Source organism: Winogradskya consettensis, from assembly GCF_018332715.1.
Classification (GTDB): domain Bacteria; phylum Actinomycetota; class Actinomycetes; order Mycobacteriales; family Micromonosporaceae; genus Actinoplanes; species Actinoplanes consettensis.
The window spans coordinates 1-21,893 of sequence record NZ_BOQP01000010.1 but is presented as its reverse complement, the minus strand read 5'-3'; the positions used below and the strand labels follow the sequence as shown (position 1 = coordinate 21,893).

Sequence of the window (21,893 nt, the reverse complement as noted above, 5' to 3'; positions counted from 1 at the left end):
CCTTAGGCCGACCCTCCGACATTTCCGGTACGGCCCTCGGCGGCCGAGCCCACGAACGTGCGCGCGACGTCGGCGGCCGGCAGCGGTTCGGCGTACAGATAGCCCTGGCCTTTGTCGCAGCCGAGGGATTGCAGCTCGGCGGCCTGGGCGGCGGTTTCGATGCCTTCGGCGACCGTGGTGAGGGTGAGGGCCCCGGCCAGATGGATGATCGCCTCGGTGACGGCGGCGCCGCCGGGGGTGCCGTTGAGCTCGGCGACGAAGCTGCGGTCGATCTTGAGGATGTCAACCGGGAGGCGGGTGAGGTACTGCAGGGAGGAGTAGCCGGTGCCGAAGTCGTCGATGGCGATGCGGATGCCGTGGGTGCGCAGGGAGCGGAGGGCATCGATGACGGCTTCGCCGTCGACGATGGCGGATTCGGTGATCTCCAGGATGAGGTCGCGGGGGTCGCGGCCGGTGCGGTGCAGGACGGCAAGGATGTCGTGGACGACGGTGGGTTCGCGCAACTGGCGGGGGGAGATGTTGACGCTGGCAGGGAACGGCTGGGCGGCGGCCTCGGCGAGGACCCAGAGGCCGATGCGGGCGATGGCTCCGGAGCGTTCCGCGATCGGGATGAAGCGGTCCGGCGGGATCCGGCCGCGGGTGGGGTGCTGCCAGCGCAGGAGGGCTTCGGCGGCGACCGGGCGGGCGTCGGCGAGGGTGACGATGGGCTGGTAGAGGACGTGGAGTTCGCCGCGGTCGAGGGCGTGGTCGAGGTCGTCGGAGAGCAGGGCGTCGTCGGCGCGGGGGTCGGTCAGGGACGGGTCGTGGACGACGCAGCCGTGGCTGCCGGCCCGCTTGCTGTGGTACATCGCGACGTCGGCGCGACGGGTGACTTCCTGCAGCGCTTCGCCGTCGGTGGCGACGGCCACGCCGATGCTGGCCCGGACGGGAACGAGGTCGTCACCGATCGCGACGGGATGCGCCGCGGCGACGGCGAGGATCCGCTCGGCGACCGCGCGGGCCCTGCCGGCGTCGGTGACGCCGGGGAGCAGGACGGCGAACTCGTCCCCGCCGATGCGGGCGGCGAGGTCACCGGCGCGGACGGCGTCGCGGAGTTCACCGGCGAAGTGGATCAGGACGGTGTCGCCGGCCGCGTGCCCGTACGCGTCGTTGATCAGTTTGAAGCCGTCCAGGTCGATGAGCAGCAGCGCCATCGACTCCCGGTGGCGTACCGCGCGGGCGGTGCGGTGTTCCAGCCCGACCCGGTTGGCGAGCCCGGTCAGCGGGTCCGACACGATCAGGTCGCCGCTCACCCGCATGTAGATGATCTGCCGGACGGCCATCGCGGCGGCCATCATGATCAGCCCGGCCACGATGCCACCCCAGCGCAGCACCTCGCCCTCGAGCGCGACGACGGCGATCAGCAGCCCGCAGGCGAGGAAGATCGCCGAGACCGGCAGGTAGACAGCCCAGGCCGGCGGATTGAGGCGGGCGGCGTGGGCCGGCTTCCCGACCGAGATCATCGGGGCCAGGGTGAGCAGCAGGGACGCGGCCACGACGCCGCTCAGAGACCAGGCGAGATCCGATGCCAGGTACGCGGCGAGCCCCACGGCGTTGACGGTGATCGGTAGCGCGTAACGGGTCACCGCCCCGCGCAGCAGCATCGAGGCGATGGCGGCGAGCAGCAGCAGGTCGCCCACGTGCGACCCGAGGATGTACGCCAGGTCCCGGGCCGGCGGCTGCCGCCCGAGCAGCGGGACGACGGTGATGTACCAGGTCAGCATGACCCCGGCGGCGACCACCGTGGTGAGCTCGGCGAGCAGCGCCACCCGGTCCCGGCCGGTGTACTGGCGTATCGCGCCGTACAGCACACCGCCGGCCAGCAGCACGTACATGGCCAGGTGTCCCGTGGTCCCGCTCCACCAGAACGCCGCGCCTCCGACCCGCTCGGACAGGATGATCGTGATGGCTCCGACGGCCGACGCCGCCCGGCCGGCGGCCATCAGGCGCCACGGCATACGCGTGAAGGGCGACTGCCTCGATGCCAGGAACCCGTAGCCCGCGCCGGCGACGTCGAGCACCAGGAGCAGCCCGCCCAGAACCCACAGCCGGGCATCGCTGTGCACCGCCATGTAGCCCTGCCCGGCCGCGGTGAGCAGGCTGAGCGCCACGATCGACACCACGGTCGGCCGTGACCAGCGGGGCCGTGCGGCCGGAGCAGAGGCAGACATGACCGCACCATCGAACCACGGCCCCGGCACGGCGGCCCCGGGTTTGCGAAAGCGCTCAGGCCTGGTCGCGCAGCCAGGCGTCGATCAGGCCGCGGAAGTGGGCGAGGAAGCGCTCGTGCTCGTCCGGCGGATAGGTGGCGCGGACCGTCTGGTCGAGCAGGGTGGTGAATTCCGGCGAGCTGACCCAGTCGTGGACCATCTCGTCGACGTGGGACAGGTGCTTCTCGCAGAATTCCTCGTACCGGTCGACCTCGAAGTAGTCGTCGGCCAGCCGGCGGTATCCGGCGAGTTTCTGCGCGTACGAGAGAGAACGGTCGTCGGCGATGGCGAAATAGGGGGTGGTGTCCATGTCGAGGCGGGGGCGGCGGCCGGTCACCACGCAGTAGACCGTCCAGCGAAGCAGGGCCGCCATCGCCCACGGGAAGTAGTAGTGCAGCGAGGTGACCGCGACGTCGGGGCACGCGTTCGCGTAGTCGATCGGGTGGACCTCGTCGCCTTTGACCAGCGATTCGCAGGAGTTGAATTCCCACCGGAAGAACGCGTTGACCAGTCGCGAGATGGTGACCACCTCGTCGCCCGTGGAAGGGCTCAGGAAATCGTGTTCCACGGCGTAGCGGTCGTACATGGGGAGTTCGGGCCGGAACTTCATCACCATGGTCTCCGGGCCGATCGTCAGGGAGCGGGCGAAGACGTCGTAGTCCTCCACCGCGGCCTGCAGATGCATGAGCCGTTCCCCGGACGCGTCATACGCGGCGTGCAGTTCGTCGACGTTACGGATCTTCGAGACGCCGACCCAGGCGCCGCCGTCGTACGGTTTCATGAACATCGGATAGCCCACCGACTCGGCGAGCGCCTCCAGGTCGAACTGCTGGTTGTACCGCCCCGAGGTGTACGCCCAGCGGGAGTTGTCGAGCGGGTTCTTGAACGGCACCAGCACCGTTTCGGGCACCTTGAGCCCGAGCCTCATCATCGCGCAGTAGGCGGCGTGCTTCTCCATCGACTGGAACGTGAACGGGCTGTTCAGCAGGTAGACGTCGTCCATCAGCGCGGCTTTCTTGAGCCATTCCCGCGGGTGGTAGTACCAATAGGCGAGCCGGTCGATGACCAGGTCGTGGCGGGGTTTGTCACGCAGGTTGAACGGCTCGATGGTCACCCTTACCGAATCGATCCGATGGGTACGCCCGGAGCCGTCCGTTATCGTCCCCACCCGCCGCAGCAGCGCCTCATAGGCGCGCGGCCAGTCGTCCTCGGTTCCCAGCAGCAATCCGATGGTGTGCTCGACGTCGGCCACGGGTCTCCTCCTCTAGGAAAACACCTTGTGCAGCAGCGCGCTCAGGTGCGGATCGAGCGCGGCACGCCAGGCGGGCCAGTCGTGACCGCCCCGTACCTCGGCATGGTCCACCTCGTACCCCTGACGCGCCAGGGCTTGCGCCATGGCCCGGTTGTTGGCCAGGTTCTCCTCCACCCTGCCGCAGGTGAGCGCGATCGGCACGCCGGGGCCGCCGGTGGCCCGTTCCACCCGGCCGGTGAAACGCACGATGCGCAGCCAGCGCCGGAAATCGGATTCCTGCCGGTCGAACCGCGGCTGGAAGAAGCTGCCCGACTGCAGGAGCAGGCCGGCGAACCGTTCGGGGTGGCGGCGCTGCGCGTGCAGCATGGCGAGGGCGCCGAGGCTCGCCCCGACCCCGACGACCGGCCGGTCCGTGCCGAGGACGGCCGCCAGCTGCGGGAGGGCTTCAAGAGCCAATGCTTTCGCGTACGCCGGACTGGCCGAATACCACTCCAGCCGATCGGCGGCGGGGAGCAGCACCACGTGAGCGCCGGGGATCAGCGTCGAGATCGCCGTGCGGTGCTCGTACTCATCGCCGTCATGAACGACGACCACCCGGTCCGTCGGCACCGGGGGTGACCACACCCGGGCATCGACATCGGCTCGCAGCGCGGGCAGTGTCAGCGGAACGTCTCGCCACATGCCCTGCAGACTAGGTGGCCCCGGCGGATCAGGGGGTGTAGGACTGGGGGCCCGTCGGGTGCTGGGGCAGGCCGAACATCTCGGTCAGGCCGGTGATGCGCAGCTGGTGGTGGACGAACTCGCTGGGGTTGCGCAGCAGGAACCGGGTGCCGGTCTCGCGGGCGGCGTTGTACCCCGCGACCAGCGCGCCGACGCCCATCGAGTCCATGAAGGTGACATAGGTGAGGTCGACGATCATCATCGTCGGGCGCTGCCCGTGCAGCGTGCCGACCAGGGCGTTGCGTAACGCGTCCACGGTCGCGGCGTCGAGCATGCCGCGCACGTCGACCACGATCGCGCCGTCGTCCTGACGCCGGGTGGTCATCACGGCCTCGCCCATGGAATCTTCCGCCCCATCCGCTGTCTCGCCCGTGGGTTCACGGTACAACGCCGTCCCGCCACCTCGCAGGTTGCCGCACCAATCCGTGACCAGGGCGGACAGGTGGTCCGCCGGGTTGCCCGGAGGCGTCCGCCGAGTGTCACGGGGGTGTCACCCACCGCACGCACGAGACGGCAACCCGGGCGGCGAAGATTCCCGCATCCCGCAGATCATCTTGCGGCTCTCCCAGGTGGACGCCACGGTGAGACCGATGGTCACCGATATTGCAACGGAGGGTGAGCATGACGACGAGCTCGAGCCGGAAACCGGGGATCTTCGCGATCCGCGACGTCCGATCCTTGATCACCGAGACCACCGAGGAAGGGCAGGGTCTCAAGAAGTCCGTCAGCGCCCTGCAACTGACCGCCATGGGCGTCGGCGCCATCATCGGCACCGGCATCTTCGTGGTCATCGGCGAGGGAGCGGGAGTAGCCGGGCCCGCGGTGATCCTGTCGTTCGTGCTCGCCGCGGTGGCCTGCGCGTTCTCCGCTCTGTCCTACGCCGAGCTGGCGTCGTCGATCCCGGTGTCGGGCAGTGCCTACACCTACACGTACGCCACCCTCGGCGAGATCGTCGCCTGGATCATCGGCTGGGACCTGATCCTGGAGTACGGCGTCAGCGTCGCCGCCATCGCGGTCGGCTGGGGCGGCAACCTCAACGCGTTCCTCGACGCCGCGTTCGGGGTCAGCCTGCCGGACGCCATCGCGAAGTCACCCGAGGACGGCGGCATCTTCAACCTGCCGGCCGTGTTCGTCGTGCTGGCCATTACCCTGCTGCTCGTGCGCGGCGTCACCGAGAGCGCCCGGGTCAACCTCGTGATGGTCGCGGTGAAGCTGTCCGTGCTGGTGTTCTTCATCGCCGTGGCACTGTTCAACTTCGGCACCGGCAACTTCCACAACTTCGCCCCGAGCGGCGTCGACGGCGTCACCTCCGCGGCGGCGATCATCTTCTTCGCGTACATCGGCTTCGACGCCGTCTCCACCGGCAGCGAGGAAGCCCGCAACCCCGCCAAGGACCTGCCCCTCGCGATCATCGGGTCGCTGATCATCTGCACGATCTTCTACGTGCTGACCGCGGTCGGCGCGATCGGCATCGCCAGCCCCGAACAGCTCGAGAGCAGCGACGCACCCCTGGCCGCGGCCCTCGACGAGGGCGCCGGGATCAGCTGGGCTGCCGGGATCCTGTCACTGGGCGCGGTCGTCGCCATCACCAGCGTCGTCCTGGTCATCATGTACGGCCAGACGCGCATCTTCTTCGCCATGTGCCGCGACGGGCTGCTCCCCCAGCGCTTCGCCAAGGTCAACCAGCGGTACGGCACCCCCGCCCGGCTCACGATCGGCCTCGGCATCCTGATCGCGATCCTGGCCGCGCTGGTCCCGCTCTCCGAGATCGTCAAACTCGTCAACATCGGTACGCTGTTCGCGTTCATCCTGGTCAACATCGGCGTGATCATCCTGCGCCGGACGCGTCCGGAGATGCCCCGGCCGTACCGCGTGCCGTGGTCACCGTTCCTGCCGATCGTCGGCGTCCTGTTCGCGGTCTACCTGATGAGCGACCTGCCGCTCTCCACCTGGATCCGGTTCGTGGTCTGGCTCGCCATCGGCCTGGCCATCTACTTCCTGTACGGCTACCGCAACTCCAAGCTCCGCAAGGACCACGCCGCCGGCATCACCTCCCCGCCGCCGTCCTTCCCCTCGCAGTCCTCCCCGCCGCCGTCCTCCTCGCCGGGCGCGGGTGGCACCACGGGCGGTGATCCGTCGTGACGGCGCCGGTGATCGTCGGCGTGGACGGTGGCGACTCCGGCCGCGACGCCCTGCTCCTCGGCCAGTGGGCGGCAACGGTCCTGGACGCCCCGCTGGTGGTGGCGGTCGTCCACCCGGCACCCGCGGCACTCGGCTCGGGCCGGGTCGACGCGGAGTGGATCGCCTCCCGGCACGAGGCGGCCCGATCCGTCCTCGACGGCGCCCGCGCGGTCCTGACCGGCCTGGGCATCCCCGCAACCGGCCCGGCTGTGGAATACCGCACCGTGGCGTCGACGTCGGCCGCGCACGGCCTGCACGATCTCGCCGAGGAGCTGGGCGCACAGACGATCGTGGTCGGCTCCGGTCGTGCGGGCCCCCGCCATCGCCTCTTCGCAGGCAGCACCGCCGACCGCCTCCTGGCCGGCAGCATCTGCCCGATCGCCGTGGCACCCGCCGGGATGCAACGCCCGCCCGGCACCCTCGGCCGCATCGGCGTGGCCTACGTCGACACCCTCGACGGCCGCGCCGCCCTGGACACGGCAGCCTCCCTGGCCTCCCGGACCAGGACCCCCCTGCGGCTCTACACGGTCGTCGCCGACGCCGACGCCACCCTGCCGTTCCTGGTCGGCCAGGACGCCGAGCACGCCTTCCGCGACACCGCCCGCGAAACCTACGAACTGTCCCTCACCCGGGCCGCCTCCTCGGTCCGCGAAACCACCGCCGACTGGGAGATCCGCACCGGCGACGTCGTCGACCAACTCGCCGAACTCGACGACATCGACGTCCTCTTCTGCGGCTCCCGAGGCTACGGCCCCACCCGCCGTGTCTTCCTCGGCGGCGTCTCCACCCGCCTCGTCCGCCGCGCCCGCCGCCCCGTCGTCATCGTCCCCCGCAGCGGCTGAGCCCTTCGCAGCGCCTGACCCCCGGTTCCGCCCCGCCCCTCCCCCATCAGGTGCGGGGCGGAACCGCAGGTCAGGCATTACCTTGACGGCGTGCAACCGAGGATCGCCGCGGCCGGCGTCGTGCTGCTGACGGCGGCGGTGACGCTGTCCGCGATGGCGTATTTCCTTGAATAACCCGACGGGGAGACATCTGGGGACAGCAGGACGGGCTCGTGCTTCTTCATCGTGGGCGACGAGCGATCCTGCGACGACGCGCAGCGCGATTCCTGCCGCCTACCGGTCGTGGAGTCCGCCGACACGACTGCGGCCCGGGCGGCGGCGACCCGGATCCGGAGCGGGATCGAGCAACGGTTCACCGCGTCCGGCGGCCGGGACCTCGGCGACGCGACGACGGTACTGGCCGACCTGGGTTACCCGGGCGTCACGGTTCGCGGCGGCGAGGCGTTCGCAGTGCGGTTCGGCACGACCTGCCTGGTGGGCCAGTGGGCCGGGAGTCCGGACCGGGTCGCCCTCACGGTCACCGGCACCTTGTCGGACGGAACCTGCCTGTAGGCAGCGGGCCTGCAAGCAACACCGGGCGCGATGCCGCCGTCAGGCGCGATGCCGCCGTCAGGCGCGATGCCCCCGTCAGGCGCGATGCCCCCGTCAGGCGCGATGCCCCCGTCAGGCGCGATGCCCCCGTCAGGCGCGATGCCCCCGTCAGGCGCGATGCCCCCGTCAGGCGCGGTGCCGGCCGCCGGGCCGGTGGGTGACCGACGGGCCGCCCGAGACGGGCCGCACCGCGCTGCACGATGACCCGTGCGAACCGGCCGGGTCCTGCGGACCGGCAGAGCCGTGCCCACCCGCCGGGCTGTCGGAATCGACCGGACCGTGCGAGCCAGCCGGGTTATGCGAGCCAGACGGGCTGTGCGAGCCAGACGGGCTGTGCGAGCCAGACGGGCTGTGCGAGCCAGACGGGCTGTGCGAACCGGTCGTGGGGTCCATGACCGGCACGTCATCAAGGTCTGCCGCAGCCGGCTCGGCGGGCGAGGGCGAGAGCGCGGCAGGCGAGGGCGACGGCGGCTCGGCGGGGGCGACGGCCATGTCGGTGGGGGCTTCGGCTGCTCGTCTGTCCCAGGTGGAGATTTCGGGGCGGGGTGGGCGGGTGCCGATCTCCATGAGGGGGACGTAGACGCGGGCGTCGACGGCTTCGGCGAGGAGGAGGGCTGCGACGAGGGCCGTGGGGCGTTCGGCGGGGTCCTTGTCGAGGCAGCGGGAGCAGAGGTCGAGGACTTCGGGGGCGAGGCCTTCGATGGGGGGCAGGGGGTCGGGGTCGCGGTAGCGCTGGGCGTAGATGAGGGCTGTACCCGATTCCGCATGCCAGGGGAGGCGGCCGGAGAGGCAGTGGTAGAGCAGGACGCCCAGGGAGTACATGTCCGAGGACGGGGTGGCGGGCAGGCCCTGGAAGCGTTCCGGGGCGACGTAGGCGGGGGTGCCCATGACCGGGGCGTCCGGGTCGGGGTCGTGGCTGCCCGCGGCGGCGGCGATGCCGAAGTCGAGGACCTTGGCGCCCGACGGGGTGAGCATGATGTTCGACGGCTTGATGTCGCGGTGCACGACGTGCTGGGCGTGGGCGGCGGCGAGGGCCGCGGCGACCTCCGCGCAGACGCGGACGGCGATGCGCCAGTCCAGGGGGCCGGCGGCCAGGTGCTCGCTGAGGGTCTGGCCGTCGACGAGCTCCATCACGATGTAGGGGACCTCGCGGTCGGGGGCCGGGGAGGTGCCGAAGTCGTGGACGCCCGCCACGTTGGGGTGGGCCAGGCGGGCGGCGGAGCGGGCCTCCGTGCGTACGAGATCGATGCTGGTGATCTCGCCCAGGGTGCCCGACATCGCCGGGGCCATGATCTTGACGGCCACCGGGCGGTCGAGGACGTCGTCGTGGCCGCGCCACACCTCGGCCATGCCACCGATGCCGATGCGCTGTTCGAGCCGGTACCGCCCGCCCAGCATCCGCATCGATCCCCCTCGTGTCACCCGGGGACCCGCCCTGATCTCCGGTCCAGGCTTCCTACCCGAGGCTCACCCAGCACAAACGTCACGGTGAGGCGTCACACTCACGCCGAGTGGCTCCGGCACGAGGATGAGCTGGTCCAGGTCCTTGCCGGTGCCGACCCGCAGGGACGCCGCGGCGGCCAGGCGCGCGGTCAGCAGCCGGCGCAGGCCACCGCGGCGCAGCACGGCGGGACCGGGCCGGGCCGCCGCGCGCAGACGAGCCGCGTGCCTGGTCACCGTGGGTGCGATGCGCGGGAAGTCCATGTAGACGGCCCGGTTCTCGCCCGAGCCGAGATATTCGAACGGGCCCGACCCCGCGAGCGGCTCCAGCGGGGTGCCGAGCAGACCGATCCCTTTGTACGCTCCGCGGTCGAGCATCGACACCGCGTGCCGCACACCGCGTCGCGCCCCGATGACCAGGAACGTCCGGTACATCAGCGAGCTGACCAGCAGCGCCGAGCGCGGGCCGCGGTACTCGGGCAGGACCGCGAGCGTGGCGCAGTCCCAGACCGTGCCGCCGTCCATGCCGTGGGCCGCCAGAATCTTGTCCAGGGGTACGCCGATGCACGCCGGGGCGTCGTCGAGGGTCTTCACGCCGGGGCCGGTGCTCTCGATCATCCGGGCGACGCCGGCGGGCACGCCGTGCCTGCGGTCCAGGGCGACGAAGAACAGGCTGTTGTGCTCGTACGCGCCGTACTCCGCGGCCATGACCTTGGCGTCGTTGCCGAACGCGTCCTCGAACACGTGGCGTTCCAGGGTGCGCCCGACGCCGGCGAGCGGGGTCGCGGGGCCGACCACGGCCGAGACGAAGCGGCCCCGGCCGGGGTGTGCGGCGAGGAACTCGGTGGTGATCCGCCAGATCTCGGCGGCGGTGAGGTCGTAGCGGGTGTCGTCCGTCGTGGTCACCGGCTCAGAATTCCTTGCCGGTGATCTCGGTGGCCCCGAAGAAGTCGCGGGTGAAGCTGAGCACCGCGTCCGGGTCGAAGTCCTTGCAGGTGTAGACGTCGACGCTGAAGAACGCGAGCGGTTGTTCCCAGGCGTAGAAGTGCGCGCCCGAGGTCTCCCAGTGGATCCAGCCGGCCCAGCCGTACCGGTCACTGCGGTGGGTCACCGGCTCGATCAGCGTCACCATGTCCGTGACCTCGGAGAGTTTGCGGAGGTAGGCCGTGATGTGGCCGGCGGTGATGGTGAACGCCGGGTAACCCTCGACGACAAGGCGCCGGCGGACGATGGCCGGCGCGAGATCCCTGAAGTCCTGCATCGGGGGTGGTGCTCCTTACGGCGTGCGGGGTCCGGGCGGGACCACCTTGCTGTGAACCGTGCACAGTGGACAAGTCAGCGCGCGCAACCTGACACTGGCAGAGAGATCACATGAATCGGCCAAGGCCGGGCATCGGTGACGCTGCGTTGAACCGGCGTCCCACGAACGTTATAGGCGATGCCATCGGCGAACGCCACACAGTGACGTCGAAAAGTCACTGAAAGTAGACATGGCGGAACTCCTCCTTGTGGGAGGGGTTCCGCCATGACGGCCCGCCGGCTGAAACCCGCCGATTTTGGTGGCGGAGGCCAGCAGGCCGAATGTTTCGTGCTGATGACGCTAGGCGAAGTCGATCACGGTCCGTCATGCGGGGGCGGGCATCGTGACCGGGCTCTCAATTACGCGATCCCCTATTACGCGATCTCAGTACGCAGGTCGTGCGCGCCGTCCGCGCGGGTCGCCTCGTAGTAGAGCCGGGTGCGGCCGTCCGGGAGGGTGACGCCGGTCAGGTACCGCAGGCCGTTGGGGGCGTGCGGGCTGCCCACCGGCTCACCGTCGGCGGCGGTGAACTCGCCGAACGTGCCGTCCGCGAGCCGGGCACCGCGGGCTACGCCGGTGCGCTCCTCCCAGTTCTCCCCCGCGGTCGCGCGGCCGTCGTACGCCGCGACGATCGTGTCGCCGTCGACGGTCACCGAGGAGAAGCGCACCCCGCGCGCGTCCCACCGGCCCGGGCGGCCGGCGAGGGCGGTGCCGCGCCACGTCCAGGCGACGCCGTCGGGGCTGGTGGCATATCGCGTGGTCATCCGGTCGGCGTCGTCCCAGGACTCGAGCGGGTGGACCGAGGCCCAGAGATGCCAGCCGTACGCGTCGTGGTGCAGGACCGGGTCCTTGACCCCGATCGTGTCGTCGCCGGCGAGGACGGTGACGGCCGGCGCGGTCGACAGGCCTTCGGGGGTCGCGGCCTCGACCAGATCCACGCGCCAGTGCTTGGTGCCGGGGGTGGCGGCACTGACGTAGAGACGCCAGCGACCTTCCGGCGTACGCACGAGAGCGGGCCGCTCCAGCGACTCCGCACCGAACTGGTCCTTGGTCACCTCCGCGACGACCTCGAACGTGACCCCGTCCGACGAGCGGGCGACGACGTTGGAGATGCCGCGTCCCTCACCGATCGGCAACCGCAGCCGGTAGGCGAGATAGATGTAACCGTCGGCGACGACAGCTGACGGTGCGCCCGCCCATGCTCCCGGTTCGTCACCGGGCGGTTCGACCACCACGGTCGAGTCTTCCCAGCGAGGCAGCGACAGAGTCTGAGTTCCGTGGGACAAAGCGGCTCCGTTTCGTGGCGACGTCGGCACAGCGAAGGGTATCCGCCCAAGTTTGCAACATCTATGGGGAAGATAGGGATTACCCGGGAGGGTATTCCCACGGTTCGGGCCCTACTTCGCGCCGGCGTGGCGGTCGACCGAGAGCCAGTCGTCGTAGCGCTCCCCCGTCACGTCCTGCAGCAGCGCGATGTCCTCGGCGAACAGCGGCAGCAGCGCGGCGCGTTCCTCCGGCGTCGTCACCGGGCGCTTGCCGTGCTTGCGGTGCAGCAATGTCAGCAGCGGTCCCCGGGCTGCGAGCCGCAGCGGCACGGGGAACCGGTGACCGAAGCCCCCGCCCGCCCGCAACAGGCCCCGCAGCACGGTGTTGACGGTGTTGTCCTCGACCAGGTGCCGGTTGACGTTCTCCTTGGGGATCTCGCGGAGCACCCCGGTCGGCGCCCCGAGGAACGCGCAAACCCGGTCCAGGGTGGCGGCCGGGGCGTCCTTCAGATCGCGGTAGCGCAGCAGCAGGACCTGCTCGCGGTCGAACACCTTGTAGAGATGCTGGACCTGGCGCCCGTACAGGCCGAGACTCACGTAGTGCCAGAAGTCCGCCCACCCGGCGGCCCGGCGCGACTCCTCGGCCCGGCAGGCGGTGAGGAAGTCGGCCTCCGGCTCCAGACCCGCGTTCCACAGATGCGTCCAGTTGGAATGCGCCCGGTCGACGGGGTCGCGCAGCAGCAGGATCAGCTTCGCGTCCGGCACGAGGGCGTGGATGCGGTCGTGCGCCGCGTGGTCGTACAGATAGAAGGGGGTGGCCTCGCCCAGCAGCGCACCCGCAGGCGCCGGCTCGAACAGCTTCTCGTAGTCGGCGCGGCGCCAGACGTGCTCCTGGTAGGTCTGCACGTCGCCCGGGCCACCCGTCGCCGGCGGCCGGCCGTCGGAGAGGAAGAACTTCGGCTCCTTGACCGCCGGCAGGAACAGCCCGGGGTGCCGGACGAGCGCGGCGTGCAGCGCCGTCGTCCCCGCCTTGGGCACACCGGCGATGAGGAAGTCGGGCAACGGCATGAGGATCCCCCTTGTCGGCCGGGCTGCGGGGCAGGCCCCCACACTTAGCCTACAGATCAAGTAGGCATTCGCGATCCCGCGGGCCCGCCGCCGGATGCGCCCGCACCGCCTTACCCCCACGCCCGCCCGGCATTCCTGCGATGCGGTCCCACGCGGCAGCGCCGCCACAACCGACCGGCGTTCTGCCCGGCCCACTCAGGCGCCGCGGCGCCAGTACACCGGCCCGGCGTTCTGCCGGCGCGCTCAGGCGCCGCGGCGCCCGTACACCGGCCCGGCATTCTGCCTGCGCGCTCAGGCGTTGCGGCGCCACCAGGTCCGGCGGCGGAAACGGGGGCAGGACTGCGGGCCGCAGCGGGTGCATTCCGTGCCGGCGCGGTAGTGCTCGTGGGCGGCGTGCTGATGGCCGCAGACACAGAGCGCTCCGGGGGCGGTCACCGGATCACCCAACGTGCCGATGGCACCGCACCCGCGCGCAGCGGACGGTCACTTCGCATGTCCACAGCCTAGGCATAGACGGCCCCGCTCACCGTTCCCACGCCGCAACAACCATCCTGCAACCGTCGCTTATACGCACGGTGACAACACTGAGAGTGACACACATCACCGAGACATGTCGGACATCGCGAGAATGCGATGTGCGTACCTCGACGGTATTGCAATTCCGGAATTGTCTCTGATCCGCATTCCGTGCCCGCGAATGCCTCGATGTCCATTACGCAACGTGACTGGTGGGACAGAAGGGTGATCTTGTTGCCTGTGCGCATAGTCGCAGCTCAGCCGATTGGTCAGAGGTGCCCGCATGGATATCGACTACCCGGCCCTTTGGTTAGTTGACGCTACGTAGCGTGTTGGTAGATTTGGCGACAGACGCCGGCGACCCGGATTCCCGCTCCCGGGAATCATTGAATCCGTCGCTTCTGCCGCCCCCGAAGGGAACGACATGCAGCTCCCCCCAGCCTCTGGCAACACAGAGCGTGACAACACATTGTCACCGACCGTAAGCGTCGTGATTCCGACCCTCAACGAGGAACGGAACCTGCCCCACGTGTTCGCCAAGCTCCCTGAGGGGATCGACGAGGTGATCGTGGTGGACGGCGGCTCGGTGGACCGGACCGTCGAGGTGGCCCTGCAGCTGCGCCCGGACGCCAAGATCGTGCACCAGTCCCGCACCGGCAAGGGCAACGCGCTGGCCTGCGGTTTCGCGGCCTGCACCAGCGACATCATCGTGATGATCGACGCCGACGGGTCGACCGACCCGGGCGAGATCCCGCTGTTCGTCGCCCAGCTCGTCGACGGCGCCGACTTCGTCAAGGGCTCGCGCTTCTCGCACGGCGGCTTCAGCCACGACATCACCGCGCTGCGCAAACTCGGCAACGACGGGCTGAACCTGGTCGTGAACGTGCTGTTCGGGACCCGCTTCACCGACCTCTGCTACGGCTACAACGCGTTCTGGGCCCGGGTCGTACCGACCCTGGACCTGCCGGACACCGCGCTGCCGCGGCCCAACGACGGCTCGAAGCTCTGGGGCGACGGCTTCGAGATCGAAACGATGATCAACATCCGCGCCGCCGCCGACGGCATGAAGGTCGGCGAGGTCGGCAGCGTCGAGCACGCCCGCATCCACGGGGCGAGCAACCTCAACACGTTCCGCGACGGCTTCCGGGTGCTGCGGACCATCTTCAGCGAGTACGGCCGGATGAAGCGGATGCGCCACACCGGCGCCCGCCCGGGCGGCGTGGTCGTGCACCAGCACCCGTCGGCGGCCAACGCCGCGTCGGCCCGCACCCTCAGCTCCGCGCCCTCGGCCGGCAAGGTCGTCAACCGCCCGCCCGCGGCCGGTGTCGGCCCCGCCGGTGACCCGCGCCAGCACGTCGCCAGCATCAACCGCGGCCTGCGCCGCGACGACGACCGCACCAACCGCCGCGACGACGTCGGCACCCGCCGCACCGACGACATCCGCGCCATCCAGACCCGCACCGGTAGCGAGGACTGAGCCCAGCTCAGCCCGGCCCGACTCCCCGGGCCCGGATCGCCCGGCCGACCCACCTCCGGCCGCACGGGCGACCTCTCACCCCGAGCCACCACCCCAGCGGCACCACCCCCGGCACGACCCCGGCCGGCCCGTGACCCCCACGGTCACGCGGCCACGGCCCACCCCGCCCGAGGAGCACACCCAGCGTGGAATCCACCCCCCGCCCCGCCGTCAGCATCGTCATCCCGACCCACACCGAGAAGCGCTGGCCGTCGATCGTCCGCGCGGTCGCGGCCGCCAAGTCGCAGACCTACACGCCGGCCGAGATCGTCGTCGTGGTGGACCACAACCCGGAGCTCTACCGCCGGGCGCGCCGGGATCTGAGCGGCGTCACGGTGCTCGAGAACCTCTACACCCAGGGCGTCTCCGGCAACCGCAACACGGGCGCTTTCCACACTTCGACCTCGCTGATCGCGTTCGTGGACGACGATGTGAGCATGGGCCCCGAGTGGCTGGGCAACCTGATCGCGCCGTTCAGCGACCCCACCGTCGTCGGTGCGGGCGGCGGCATCTGCCCCGACTGGCAGACCGGCGAGCCGCGCTGGATGCCCGAGGAGTTCCTCTGGGCCGTCGGCGGCTCCTACTCCGGCATGCCGACCACGGTGTCGAAGATCCGCAACGTCTGGTCGGCCGGCATGATCGTGCGCCGCGAGACGTTCCTCGCCGTCGGCGGTTTCCGGGTCGGCTTCGGCAAGCTCGGCAACCAGAACCGCCCCGAGGACACCGAGCTGTGCCTGCGCATGAGCGCCCTCGGCGGCGGCCACTGGATGTACGTCCCGGACGCCGTCATCCGCCACGAGGTCCCCGCCGGCCGCTCGACCTTCGGCTTCTTCATCCGCCGCTGCTACGCCGAGGGCCGGGGCAAGGTCGCGATGGCCGGGCTGCTCGACGGCTCCGAGAGCCTCGGCTCCGAACGTGACTACCTGCGCTCGCTGCCCAGAGCCGTGGTGCGCAACCTCGGTGCCGCGGCGCGCGGCAAGGGGGTCGGGCACGCCCTCAAGGCCGGCGGCGTGATCGCCGGTGTCGCTGCCGCCGGCTGGGGAGGCGTCGTCGAAACGGTCGCCGCCCGCCGTACGCCGCAGCGTGTCACCGCGGAGGCCACCCGATGACGGCGGAGACCCCGCTCACCGCGCCGACGCTGAGCACCGGCGCCGGCGAGCTGCCCGCCGTCGTCCTGGACATCGACCTGGCCCAGCCGCTGGCCCCCGTACCCGCCATCGCAGCGGACGGACGGCGGGTGCTGCAGGCGTGGATCCTCGTACGCCTGTTCAGCGAACCGCTGGGGACGGCGCTGGTCCACGTACCCACAGAAGGGCTGGAACCGGCCGTCCTGGCCGCCGCCCTGGACAAAGAGCTGGCACCGCGCCTGCGGGAACGCGGCCTCGCGACCGTGCCCACCGACGGCATCGTCCCGGACGGCGAACCGGCCTTCCTCGCCGGCCGCCGCGAAGCCCTCGCCACCGCCCAGCCGATCACGATCGTGGTCTGCACCCGCGAACGCCCCGGCGCCCTGGCCCGCTGCCTCGACAGCCTGCTCGCCCAGGACTACCCCGACTTCAGGATCCTCGTCGTCGACAACGCCCCGGTCACCGACGCGACCGCCGAAGTGGTCAGCTCGGCCGCCCGCCGCGGCCCGGTCAGCTATCTCAAGGAACCCAAGGCCGGCCTGTCGTTCGCCCGCAACGCCGCCCAGGCCGCCGCCGCCGGCGAGATCATCGCCTGGATCGACGACGACGAGTACGCCGACCCGAACTGGCTCGCCGAGATCGCCCGCGCCCTGCACGAACACCCCTCCGCGGACGTCGTATCCGGCGTGATCGTCCCCGCCGAACTCGAGACCCAGGCCCAGCTCTGGTTCGAGCAGTTCGGCGGTCACAGCAAGGGCCGCGGCTTCAAACCCGACGTCTTCAGCCCGGCAACCGCCCACATCCAGAGCCCGCTCTACCCGCTGCCCCCGTTCGGCACCGGCGCGAACATGACGTTCCGCCCCGGCGTCATCGAACGCGCCGGCGGCTGGGACACCGCCCTCGGCGCCGGCACCCCCGCCATGGGCTCCGAGGACACCCTCGCCTTCACCCAGGTCCTGCTCGGCGGCGGCACCATCGTCTACCAGCCCACCGCGGTCACCCATCACTACCACCGCCGCGACTTCGAAGGCCTCCGCAAACAGATGATCGGGTACGGCGCCGGCCTCACAGCCGCGTACACCAGCCTGCTGCTCTCCCGCCCGTCGCTGCTCTGGCCGCTGCTCAAGCTGGCCCCCGGCGCCCTCAGGGACCTCACCAGCAAGGACAGCCTCCGCGTCTCGACGCTGCAGGAAGACTTCCCCCGCGAACTCCTCGGCGCCAACCGACGAGGGATGCTGGCCGGGCCCCGCGCCTACCTGAAGGGCCGGCGCGCCGCCCGCGCCAAGCTCCGGGGCAGCCGCTGATCGTGCAGTTCACCGGACAATCACCCGAGAAACGGGGCATTCTCGGTGCATATGTGGCAAATGATCGGTCTCCCGCAGACCGCTCCCCCACCGCCCCCGGGGAGAGCGGCCGTTCCATGGTGAGCTCCGCCGACGATCGTTCAGACGACCAGCCCGGCCAGCCTGCGGCTTCAGGCGCAGTGCCGGGCGTGGTGCCGGGCGTGGTGCCGGGCGTGGTGCCGGGCGTAGTGCCGGGCGTGGTGCCGGGCGTGGTGCCGGGCGTGGTGCCGGACATTCAGGATGGCTCAGGCGCTGCAGGGGGCGCTGGGTCTGCTGCTGAACCGACTTCGGGAGTGGCTGAGCCAGCGTCGGGAGTAGCTGAGCCAACCTTGCGGCCTGCGGCGCCGATGACGTCGATCCAGGGCGCCGAAGCGCCTATCGAGCCTGCCCCATCAAAGATGAATTCGTCCGATAAGCCGGATGACGGGCACCGGGGGCGGATCACCGAGGCGACTGCCAGCAACGGTTCAAAAGCCACAGAGCAGCCAGTCACCCCTCCGCCATCCACACCAGCTCCCCCATCCACACCAAAGACCTCCACCGAGACGCCGCGCGGTGCAACGCCTGGCTCTTGGCCCCGTGCCACCGGACCGACCGGCAGCGAGCCAACCGGCAGCGAGCCAACCGATAGCCGACCGAATGGCAGCGGGCCGACCATCGGCGGGCCAACTGGCAGCGGGCCGAGCAGTAGCGGGTCTAGCAGCAGCGGGCCTAGCAGCAGGCCTAGCAGCAGCGGGCCGGGCGCCAACGGGCCGAGCAGCAGCGGGCCAACCAGCAGTGGGATGGCTGGGGTCAGGGGCAAGCCGTCTGTTGTCGGTGCCGAGGCGCCGCGGGATGAGGTGCCCGCGCGGGGCGGATCTCAGGGTGAGGTAGAGGTCGACACGGGCAAGCGTGAAGCTCAGGTTGACCCTGATGCCACCGCGATCATCAAGCTCCCGCCCAGGAATCACCCGCCCAAGGATCTACCGGCCCAGGATCTACCGGCCCAGGATCGCCCGCGCAAGGATCTCCCGGCTGCAGAGCTGGGTGCCGCGGAGGATGCCGAGGCCACGCAGGTTATCCGGTTGCCGGAGGCCTCGCCGCTCGTCGACGCGACCCAGGTCATCCCGGCCATCAAGGTGGAGAGCGGCGACGCCGAGCGTACCCAGATCATCGAGCTCCCCAACCGGACGACGACCACGCCACCCAAAACCGCGCCACCCAAAACCACGCCGCCCAAAACCACGCCGCCCAAAACCACGCCGCCCAAAACCACGCCGGACGGAGCCGGGCCAAACGGAGCCGGGCCGTCCAAAGCCGCGGCGAACGGAGCCGAGCCGGACAAGGGTGCGCTGCGGAGGGGTGAGCTGGGCGGGGCTGAGCGGACTCAGGTCATCAGGCTGCCTGCTGCGGATGAGACTCAGGTCATCAGTGGGGTGAAGGCCGGCGCGGGTGAGAAGGACAGCGCCGTGACTGCGCTGATTCCTATCGTGCATGGGCGTAAGGACGGGCAGCGGACGAAGGTGCCTGCGCCGCGTGATCCTGGGCGGGCGCCGCGTCCTGCGAGGCCGCGGCGGGAGCCGCTTGATTTTGGGCACGCTCCGGCCGTACTCACCATTTCGGCTTTGGGTGTGCTCATGATTGCCCTGGGGTACGCCGGGGGGCGGATCGGGACGGGTAACGCCCAGTATGCGTACTGGATCGGGCAGGTGGTTGTTTTCACGCCTGTGGTCGTGCGGTTGCTGAGCCGGCGGATGGCCGGGGTGGCTGAGTCGTTTGTGCTGGTCATGGGGCTGGCGCTGAATCAGTATCTGCTGAAGTGGATGTACAGCCCGGACCAGTTCCGGTTCCCGGACGAATTGCAGCACTGGTTGGCGACGACCGTGATCGTGCAGTCGGGGGAGCTGTTCCAGCCGAATCCGGCGCTGCCGCCCGCCGTGCATTTTCCGGGGCTGGCCGAGATGGGGGCGGCGCTGACGTCCATGACCGGGCTGCCGGTGACCGCTTCGGGGGTCATTGTCGCCGGGATCGCGCACCTGGTGTTCGTGGCGGTGTTGTTCGCCGCGGTGCTGCGGGCCAGTAATTCGCCTGCGGTTGCGGGGGTCGCCTGTGCGACGTACGCGACAGCTTTGCATTATCTGTTCTTCAATTCGATGTTTCTCTACCAGACGGCGGCGCTGCCGTTCTTCATGCTCGCGGTCTGGGCGACGCGCCGGTGGCGTACGGAGGGCGGCTGGCCGTTCGTCGTTCTTGCCGTTCTTTCCATGGGTGTCTGCACGGTGAGCCACCACGTGACCGCGTTCGCGCTGGTGCTGACGCTGACGCTGCTGGCGGTGGTCGAGCTGGTGGTGCAGCGGCCGCGGCGGTGGAGTGCGCTGGTGCTGCCGGGTGTGGACCTGGTGATCGTGCTGGCGTGGGTGCTGTTCGTGGCGCGGGACGTCGTGAGCTATCTCGAGGCGCCGGTCGACCAGGTGATCGACACGGTCAACAACCTGATCAGCGGTACGTCCGAGGCGTCCTCGACGACGGCGGCCATCAGTTTCGGGCAGCTGATCGTGCAGGGGCTCGGGCTGCTCGGGCTCTTCGTGCTGTACGTGGCGCTGCTGCGCGACATGTTCCAGCGCAGCGACCGGGATGCGTGGCGCTGGGCGGCGGCGGTCGGCGGCGCGATCTTCTTCGCCGGGAACGGGGCGCGGTTCCTCGGGCAGAACGGGCCGGAGATCGCGGCGCGGCTGTCGACGTTCACGTACGTGCCGATCTCGATCCTGGCCGCCATCGCCCTGGTCCGCGGGGTGCAGATCATCCCGGCCAAGGACGCGGACGGGCATCGCTGGCGGGCTTCCCCACCGGCGATCGACGTGATCGCGCCGGGCGGCTGGAACCTCTACAGCCGGGTCGCCGCGGGCTCCCTGATGATCACCGTACTGATGATCGGCGCGCGGGCCGGTGGCTGGCCCCCGATCGGCTCCATCCTGCCGGGACCGTATCTGGCGGGCGGCTTCGAAAGATCGGTCGACGCGTACGGGGTGGACGCCGCCGACTGGGAACGTGACTCGCTCGGCCACGACAACCGGGTGGGCGGCGACGTCACCTCGGTATCCCTGGCCTCCACGTACGGCCGGCAGGACCCGGTCCGCGAGGTCGGCCCGCTGTACTACGCCGACGAGTGGGGCCTGACCGAGGATCAGCTCGTCAACGACCTGTACATCCAGTACCTGGTCGTCGACAAGCGGCTCGGCGAACAGTTGCCGGAGGGCGAGGCGTACTTCGAGAACGACCCGCACGCGGGCAACATCACCTCCCCGCTGACCGCCACCCAGCTCGGCAAGTTCGACACCCTCACCGGCGTCGACCGGCTCTACGACAACGGCACCGTCCGCGTCTACCGGATGGGAGTGGGAGGATGAACCCCCTGCTGACCCGCATCGTCTGGGCCGCCACCACGCTGTCGGCGCTGGCCGTGCTGCTCGGCCCCCAGCCACTGCCCATCATCGGCGGCCTGCTGCTCGGCCTGGTCCTGCCCGGCACAGCTCTCACCGGAGCACTACTTCGCGACCGTACGCTCACCGTGGTCGAACGCGTCACCCTCGCCCCCGCCCTGAGCATGGCGGTCCTGGTCATCGCCGGCCTCGTCATCTACCTGTGCCGCCTGCCCCTCGACCGCGTCACCTGGACCGCGGCCACCGCCGGCGTGACGATCGCGGCGCTGATCGCCGCCCTCATCCCGTCCCGCTCCCCTGCGGGCTCCCCCATTACACCCGGCTCGTCAGGCCCCGACTCGGCCGGCCGCGACTCGTCAGGCCCCGGCTCGTCAGGCCGCGCGACTTCCGGCTCCGGCTCCGCAGCTTCCGAGCTTGCGAGTTCCGGGCATGCGAGTTCCGGGCATGCGAGTTCCGGGCATGCGAGTTCCGGCGCTGCGGCTGCCGGCTCCGCGGGCGGCGGCGCGGCCGGTAATTCGCCACGGCCGCGCGTTGTGGCGGCCGAGCCGACGATGACGGAGGCTCATACCATCGTCATGCAGGTCGTTCCGCCGACCACCGAGGAACGGCTCGCCGCCGAGTACAGGGTGAAGCGCAACCGCCTCATCAAGCAGTCCCTGCCATTGCTGCTGGTGGCGGCCATCCTCGGCGGCGCCAGCTGGCTCTCGTTCCACACCTCCCGCGAGACCTACAAAACCACCGTCACAGCCCTGTCCGCCGAGCCCGCCGGCGCAGTGGCCTCCGACGGCAACCGCACGGTCGTCGTCTCAGCCTCCGGCCTCCTCGACGAGGACGCCCCCTACAAGGTCACCGTCAACCCGGTCGCCGCCAGCACCAAAGCCAGCCGCACGATCACCGCGTCGGCCGCCGGCACCTGGCGCGAAACCCTCACCATCCCCGGCGACGAACGCGTCACCATCAGCCTCTACCGCTCCGGCGACACCACCGCCTACCGAACCATCTCGATCAGCGCCTCCTCGTAGCGCCCGGCGAATGGCCGCCGACTCGGGCCGCCGGCTCGGGCC

Annotated in this window: 17 protein-coding genes and 1 pseudogene; 8 read left to right on the top strand and 10 right to left on the bottom strand. The window is 70.5% G+C overall.

Features of this window, described 5'->3' with window-relative positions; all coding sequences use genetic code 11:
- Positions 1-2: 2 nt before the first annotated feature.
- From Aco04nite_RS12190 to Aco04nite_RS12175, 4 genes are read right to left on the bottom strand one after another with little or no spacing between them, the layout of a single operon-like run.
- Positions 3-2,210 (bottom strand): putative bifunctional diguanylate cyclase/phosphodiesterase, encoded by a 2,208-nt coding sequence (locus Aco04nite_RS12190; RefSeq protein ID WP_212997357.1) that lies wholly within the window; start codon positions 2,208-2,210, stop codon positions 3-5.
- 55 nt (positions 2,211-2,265) lie between these two features.
- Positions 2,266-3,501: an ATP-grasp domain-containing protein gene (locus tag Aco04nite_RS12185; RefSeq protein WP_212997356.1), complete on the bottom strand. Its 1,236-nt coding sequence runs from the start codon at positions 3,499-3,501 to the stop codon at positions 2,266-2,268.
- Between the two features lie 12 nt (positions 3,502-3,513).
- Positions 3,514-4,182 carry an alpha/beta hydrolase gene (locus tag Aco04nite_RS12180; protein ID WP_212997355.1) on the bottom strand — a complete coding sequence of 223 codons (669 nt, stop codon included), beginning with the start codon at positions 4,180-4,182 and terminating at the stop codon, positions 3,514-3,516.
- Between the two features lie 28 nt (positions 4,183-4,210).
- Positions 4,211-4,561, bottom strand: coding sequence for an STAS domain-containing protein (locus Aco04nite_RS12175; protein WP_212997354.1), 351 nt, complete (start codon positions 4,559-4,561; stop codon positions 4,211-4,213).
- A gap of 281 nt (positions 4,562-4,842) precedes the next feature.
- Here Aco04nite_RS12175 and Aco04nite_RS12170 point away from each other — a divergent pair, with 281 nt between their 5' ends.
- From Aco04nite_RS12170 to Aco04nite_RS12160, 3 genes are all read left to right on the top strand, one after another.
- Positions 4,843-6,363, top strand: a complete 1,521-nt coding sequence (locus Aco04nite_RS12170) for an amino acid permease (RefSeq protein ID WP_244875927.1) — start codon at positions 4,843-4,845, stop codon at positions 6,361-6,363.
- Positions 6,360-7,244, top strand: coding sequence for a universal stress protein (locus tag Aco04nite_RS12165; protein WP_212997353.1), 885 nt, complete (start codon positions 6,360-6,362; stop codon positions 7,242-7,244). Before Aco04nite_RS12170 ends, Aco04nite_RS12165 begins: the two co-directional genes overlap by 4 nt.
- A gap of 225 nt (positions 7,245-7,469) precedes the next feature.
- A complete protein-coding gene (locus tag Aco04nite_RS12160; protein ID WP_212997352.1) occupies positions 7,470-7,796 on the top strand; it encodes a DUF6993 domain-containing protein in 327 nt (108 codons plus the stop codon).
- A gap of 507 nt (positions 7,797-8,303) precedes the next feature.
- Here Aco04nite_RS12160 and Aco04nite_RS12155 read toward each other — a convergent pair.
- The 6 genes and pseudogenes from Aco04nite_RS12155 to Aco04nite_RS12130 all read right to left on the bottom strand — a co-directional run.
- Positions 8,304-9,239: pseudogene (locus Aco04nite_RS12155) on the bottom strand (serine/threonine-protein kinase); the annotation flags it as partial.
- A gap of 63 nt (positions 9,240-9,302) precedes the next feature.
- Positions 9,303-10,181, bottom strand: coding sequence for a hypothetical protein (locus Aco04nite_RS12150; protein ID WP_212997351.1), 879 nt, complete (start codon positions 10,179-10,181; stop codon positions 9,303-9,305).
- A 4-nt stretch (positions 10,182-10,185) separates the two neighbouring features.
- A complete protein-coding gene (locus Aco04nite_RS12145; protein WP_212997350.1) occupies positions 10,186-10,536 on the bottom strand; it encodes an S-adenosylmethionine decarboxylase in 351 nt (116 codons plus the stop codon).
- 413 nt (positions 10,537-10,949) lie between these two features.
- A complete protein-coding gene (locus tag Aco04nite_RS12140; protein ID WP_244875926.1) occupies positions 10,950-11,810 on the bottom strand; it encodes a glycoside hydrolase family protein in 861 nt (286 codons plus the stop codon).
- Positions 11,811-11,972: 162 nt separating this feature from the next.
- Positions 11,973-12,908: a sulfotransferase domain-containing protein gene (locus Aco04nite_RS12135; RefSeq protein WP_212997348.1), complete on the bottom strand. Its 936-nt coding sequence runs from the start codon at positions 12,906-12,908 to the stop codon at positions 11,973-11,975.
- A 291-nt stretch (positions 12,909-13,199) separates the two neighbouring features.
- Complete coding sequence (locus Aco04nite_RS12130; RefSeq protein WP_212997347.1) at positions 13,200-13,343, bottom strand: hypothetical protein; 144 nt, start codon at positions 13,341-13,343, stop codon at positions 13,200-13,202.
- Positions 13,344-13,914: 571 nt separating this feature from the next.
- Here Aco04nite_RS12130 and Aco04nite_RS12125 point away from each other — a divergent pair.
- From Aco04nite_RS12125 to Aco04nite_RS12105, 5 genes are all read left to right on the top strand, one after another.
- On the top strand, positions 13,915-14,901 hold the full coding sequence (locus tag Aco04nite_RS12125; protein ID WP_244875925.1) for a glycosyltransferase family 2 protein: 987 nt from the start codon (positions 13,915-13,917) through the stop codon (positions 14,899-14,901).
- 185 nt (positions 14,902-15,086) lie between these two features.
- A complete protein-coding gene (locus Aco04nite_RS12120) occupies positions 15,087-16,049 on the top strand; it encodes a glycosyltransferase family 2 protein (RefSeq protein ID WP_212997345.1) in 963 nt (320 codons plus the stop codon).
- Positions 16,046-17,371 (top strand): glycosyltransferase family 2 protein, encoded by a 1,326-nt coding sequence (locus tag Aco04nite_RS12115; protein WP_212997344.1) that lies wholly within the window; start codon positions 16,046-16,048, stop codon positions 17,369-17,371. The genes Aco04nite_RS12120 and Aco04nite_RS12115 overlap by 4 nt, the downstream gene beginning before the upstream one ends.
- 1,655 nt (positions 17,372-19,026) lie before the next feature.
- On the top strand, positions 19,027-20,796 hold the full coding sequence (locus Aco04nite_RS12110) for a putative glycosyltransferase family protein (protein WP_212997343.1): 1,770 nt from the start codon (positions 19,027-19,029) through the stop codon (positions 20,794-20,796).
- Positions 20,793-21,851: a hypothetical protein gene (locus Aco04nite_RS12105; protein ID WP_212997342.1), complete on the top strand. Its 1,059-nt coding sequence runs from the start codon at positions 20,793-20,795 to the stop codon at positions 21,849-21,851. The genes Aco04nite_RS12110 and Aco04nite_RS12105 overlap by 4 nt, the downstream gene beginning before the upstream one ends.
- Positions 21,852-21,893 lie beyond the last annotated feature (42 nt).

What these genes read in the sequence shown, in the direction of transcription:
- Aco04nite_RS12190 (WP_212997357.1), bottom strand. Translation starts at nt 2,210, where the DNA reads ATGTCTGCCTCTGCTCCGGCCGCACGGCCCCGCTGGTCACGGCCGACC.
- Aco04nite_RS12180 (WP_212997355.1), bottom strand. Translation starts at nt 4,182, where the DNA reads ATGTGGCGAGACGTTCCGCTGACACTGCCCGCGCTGCGAGCCGATGTC.
- Aco04nite_RS12175 (WP_212997354.1), bottom strand. Translation starts at nt 4,561, where the DNA reads ATGGGCGAGGCCGTGATGACCACCCGGCGTCAGGACGACGGCGCGATC.
- Aco04nite_RS12170 (WP_244875927.1), top strand. Translation starts at nt 4,843, where the DNA reads ATGACGACGAGCTCGAGCCGGAAACCGGGGATCTTCGCGATCCGCGAC.
- Aco04nite_RS12145 (WP_212997350.1), bottom strand. Translation starts at nt 10,536, where the DNA reads ATGCAGGACTTCAGGGATCTCGCGCCGGCCATCGTCCGCCGGCGCCTT.
- Aco04nite_RS12135 (WP_212997348.1), bottom strand. Translation starts at nt 12,908, where the DNA reads ATGCCGTTGCCCGACTTCCTCATCGCCGGTGTGCCCAAGGCGGGGACG.
- Aco04nite_RS12115 (WP_212997344.1), top strand. Translation starts at nt 16,046, where the DNA reads ATGACGGCGGAGACCCCGCTCACCGCGCCGACGCTGAGCACCGGCGCC.
- Aco04nite_RS12110 (WP_212997343.1), top strand. Translation starts at nt 19,027, where the DNA reads ATGATTGCCCTGGGGTACGCCGGGGGGCGGATCGGGACGGGTAACGCC.
- Aco04nite_RS12105 (WP_212997342.1), top strand. Translation starts at nt 20,793, where the DNA reads ATGAACCCCCTGCTGACCCGCATCGTCTGGGCCGCCACCACGCTGTCG.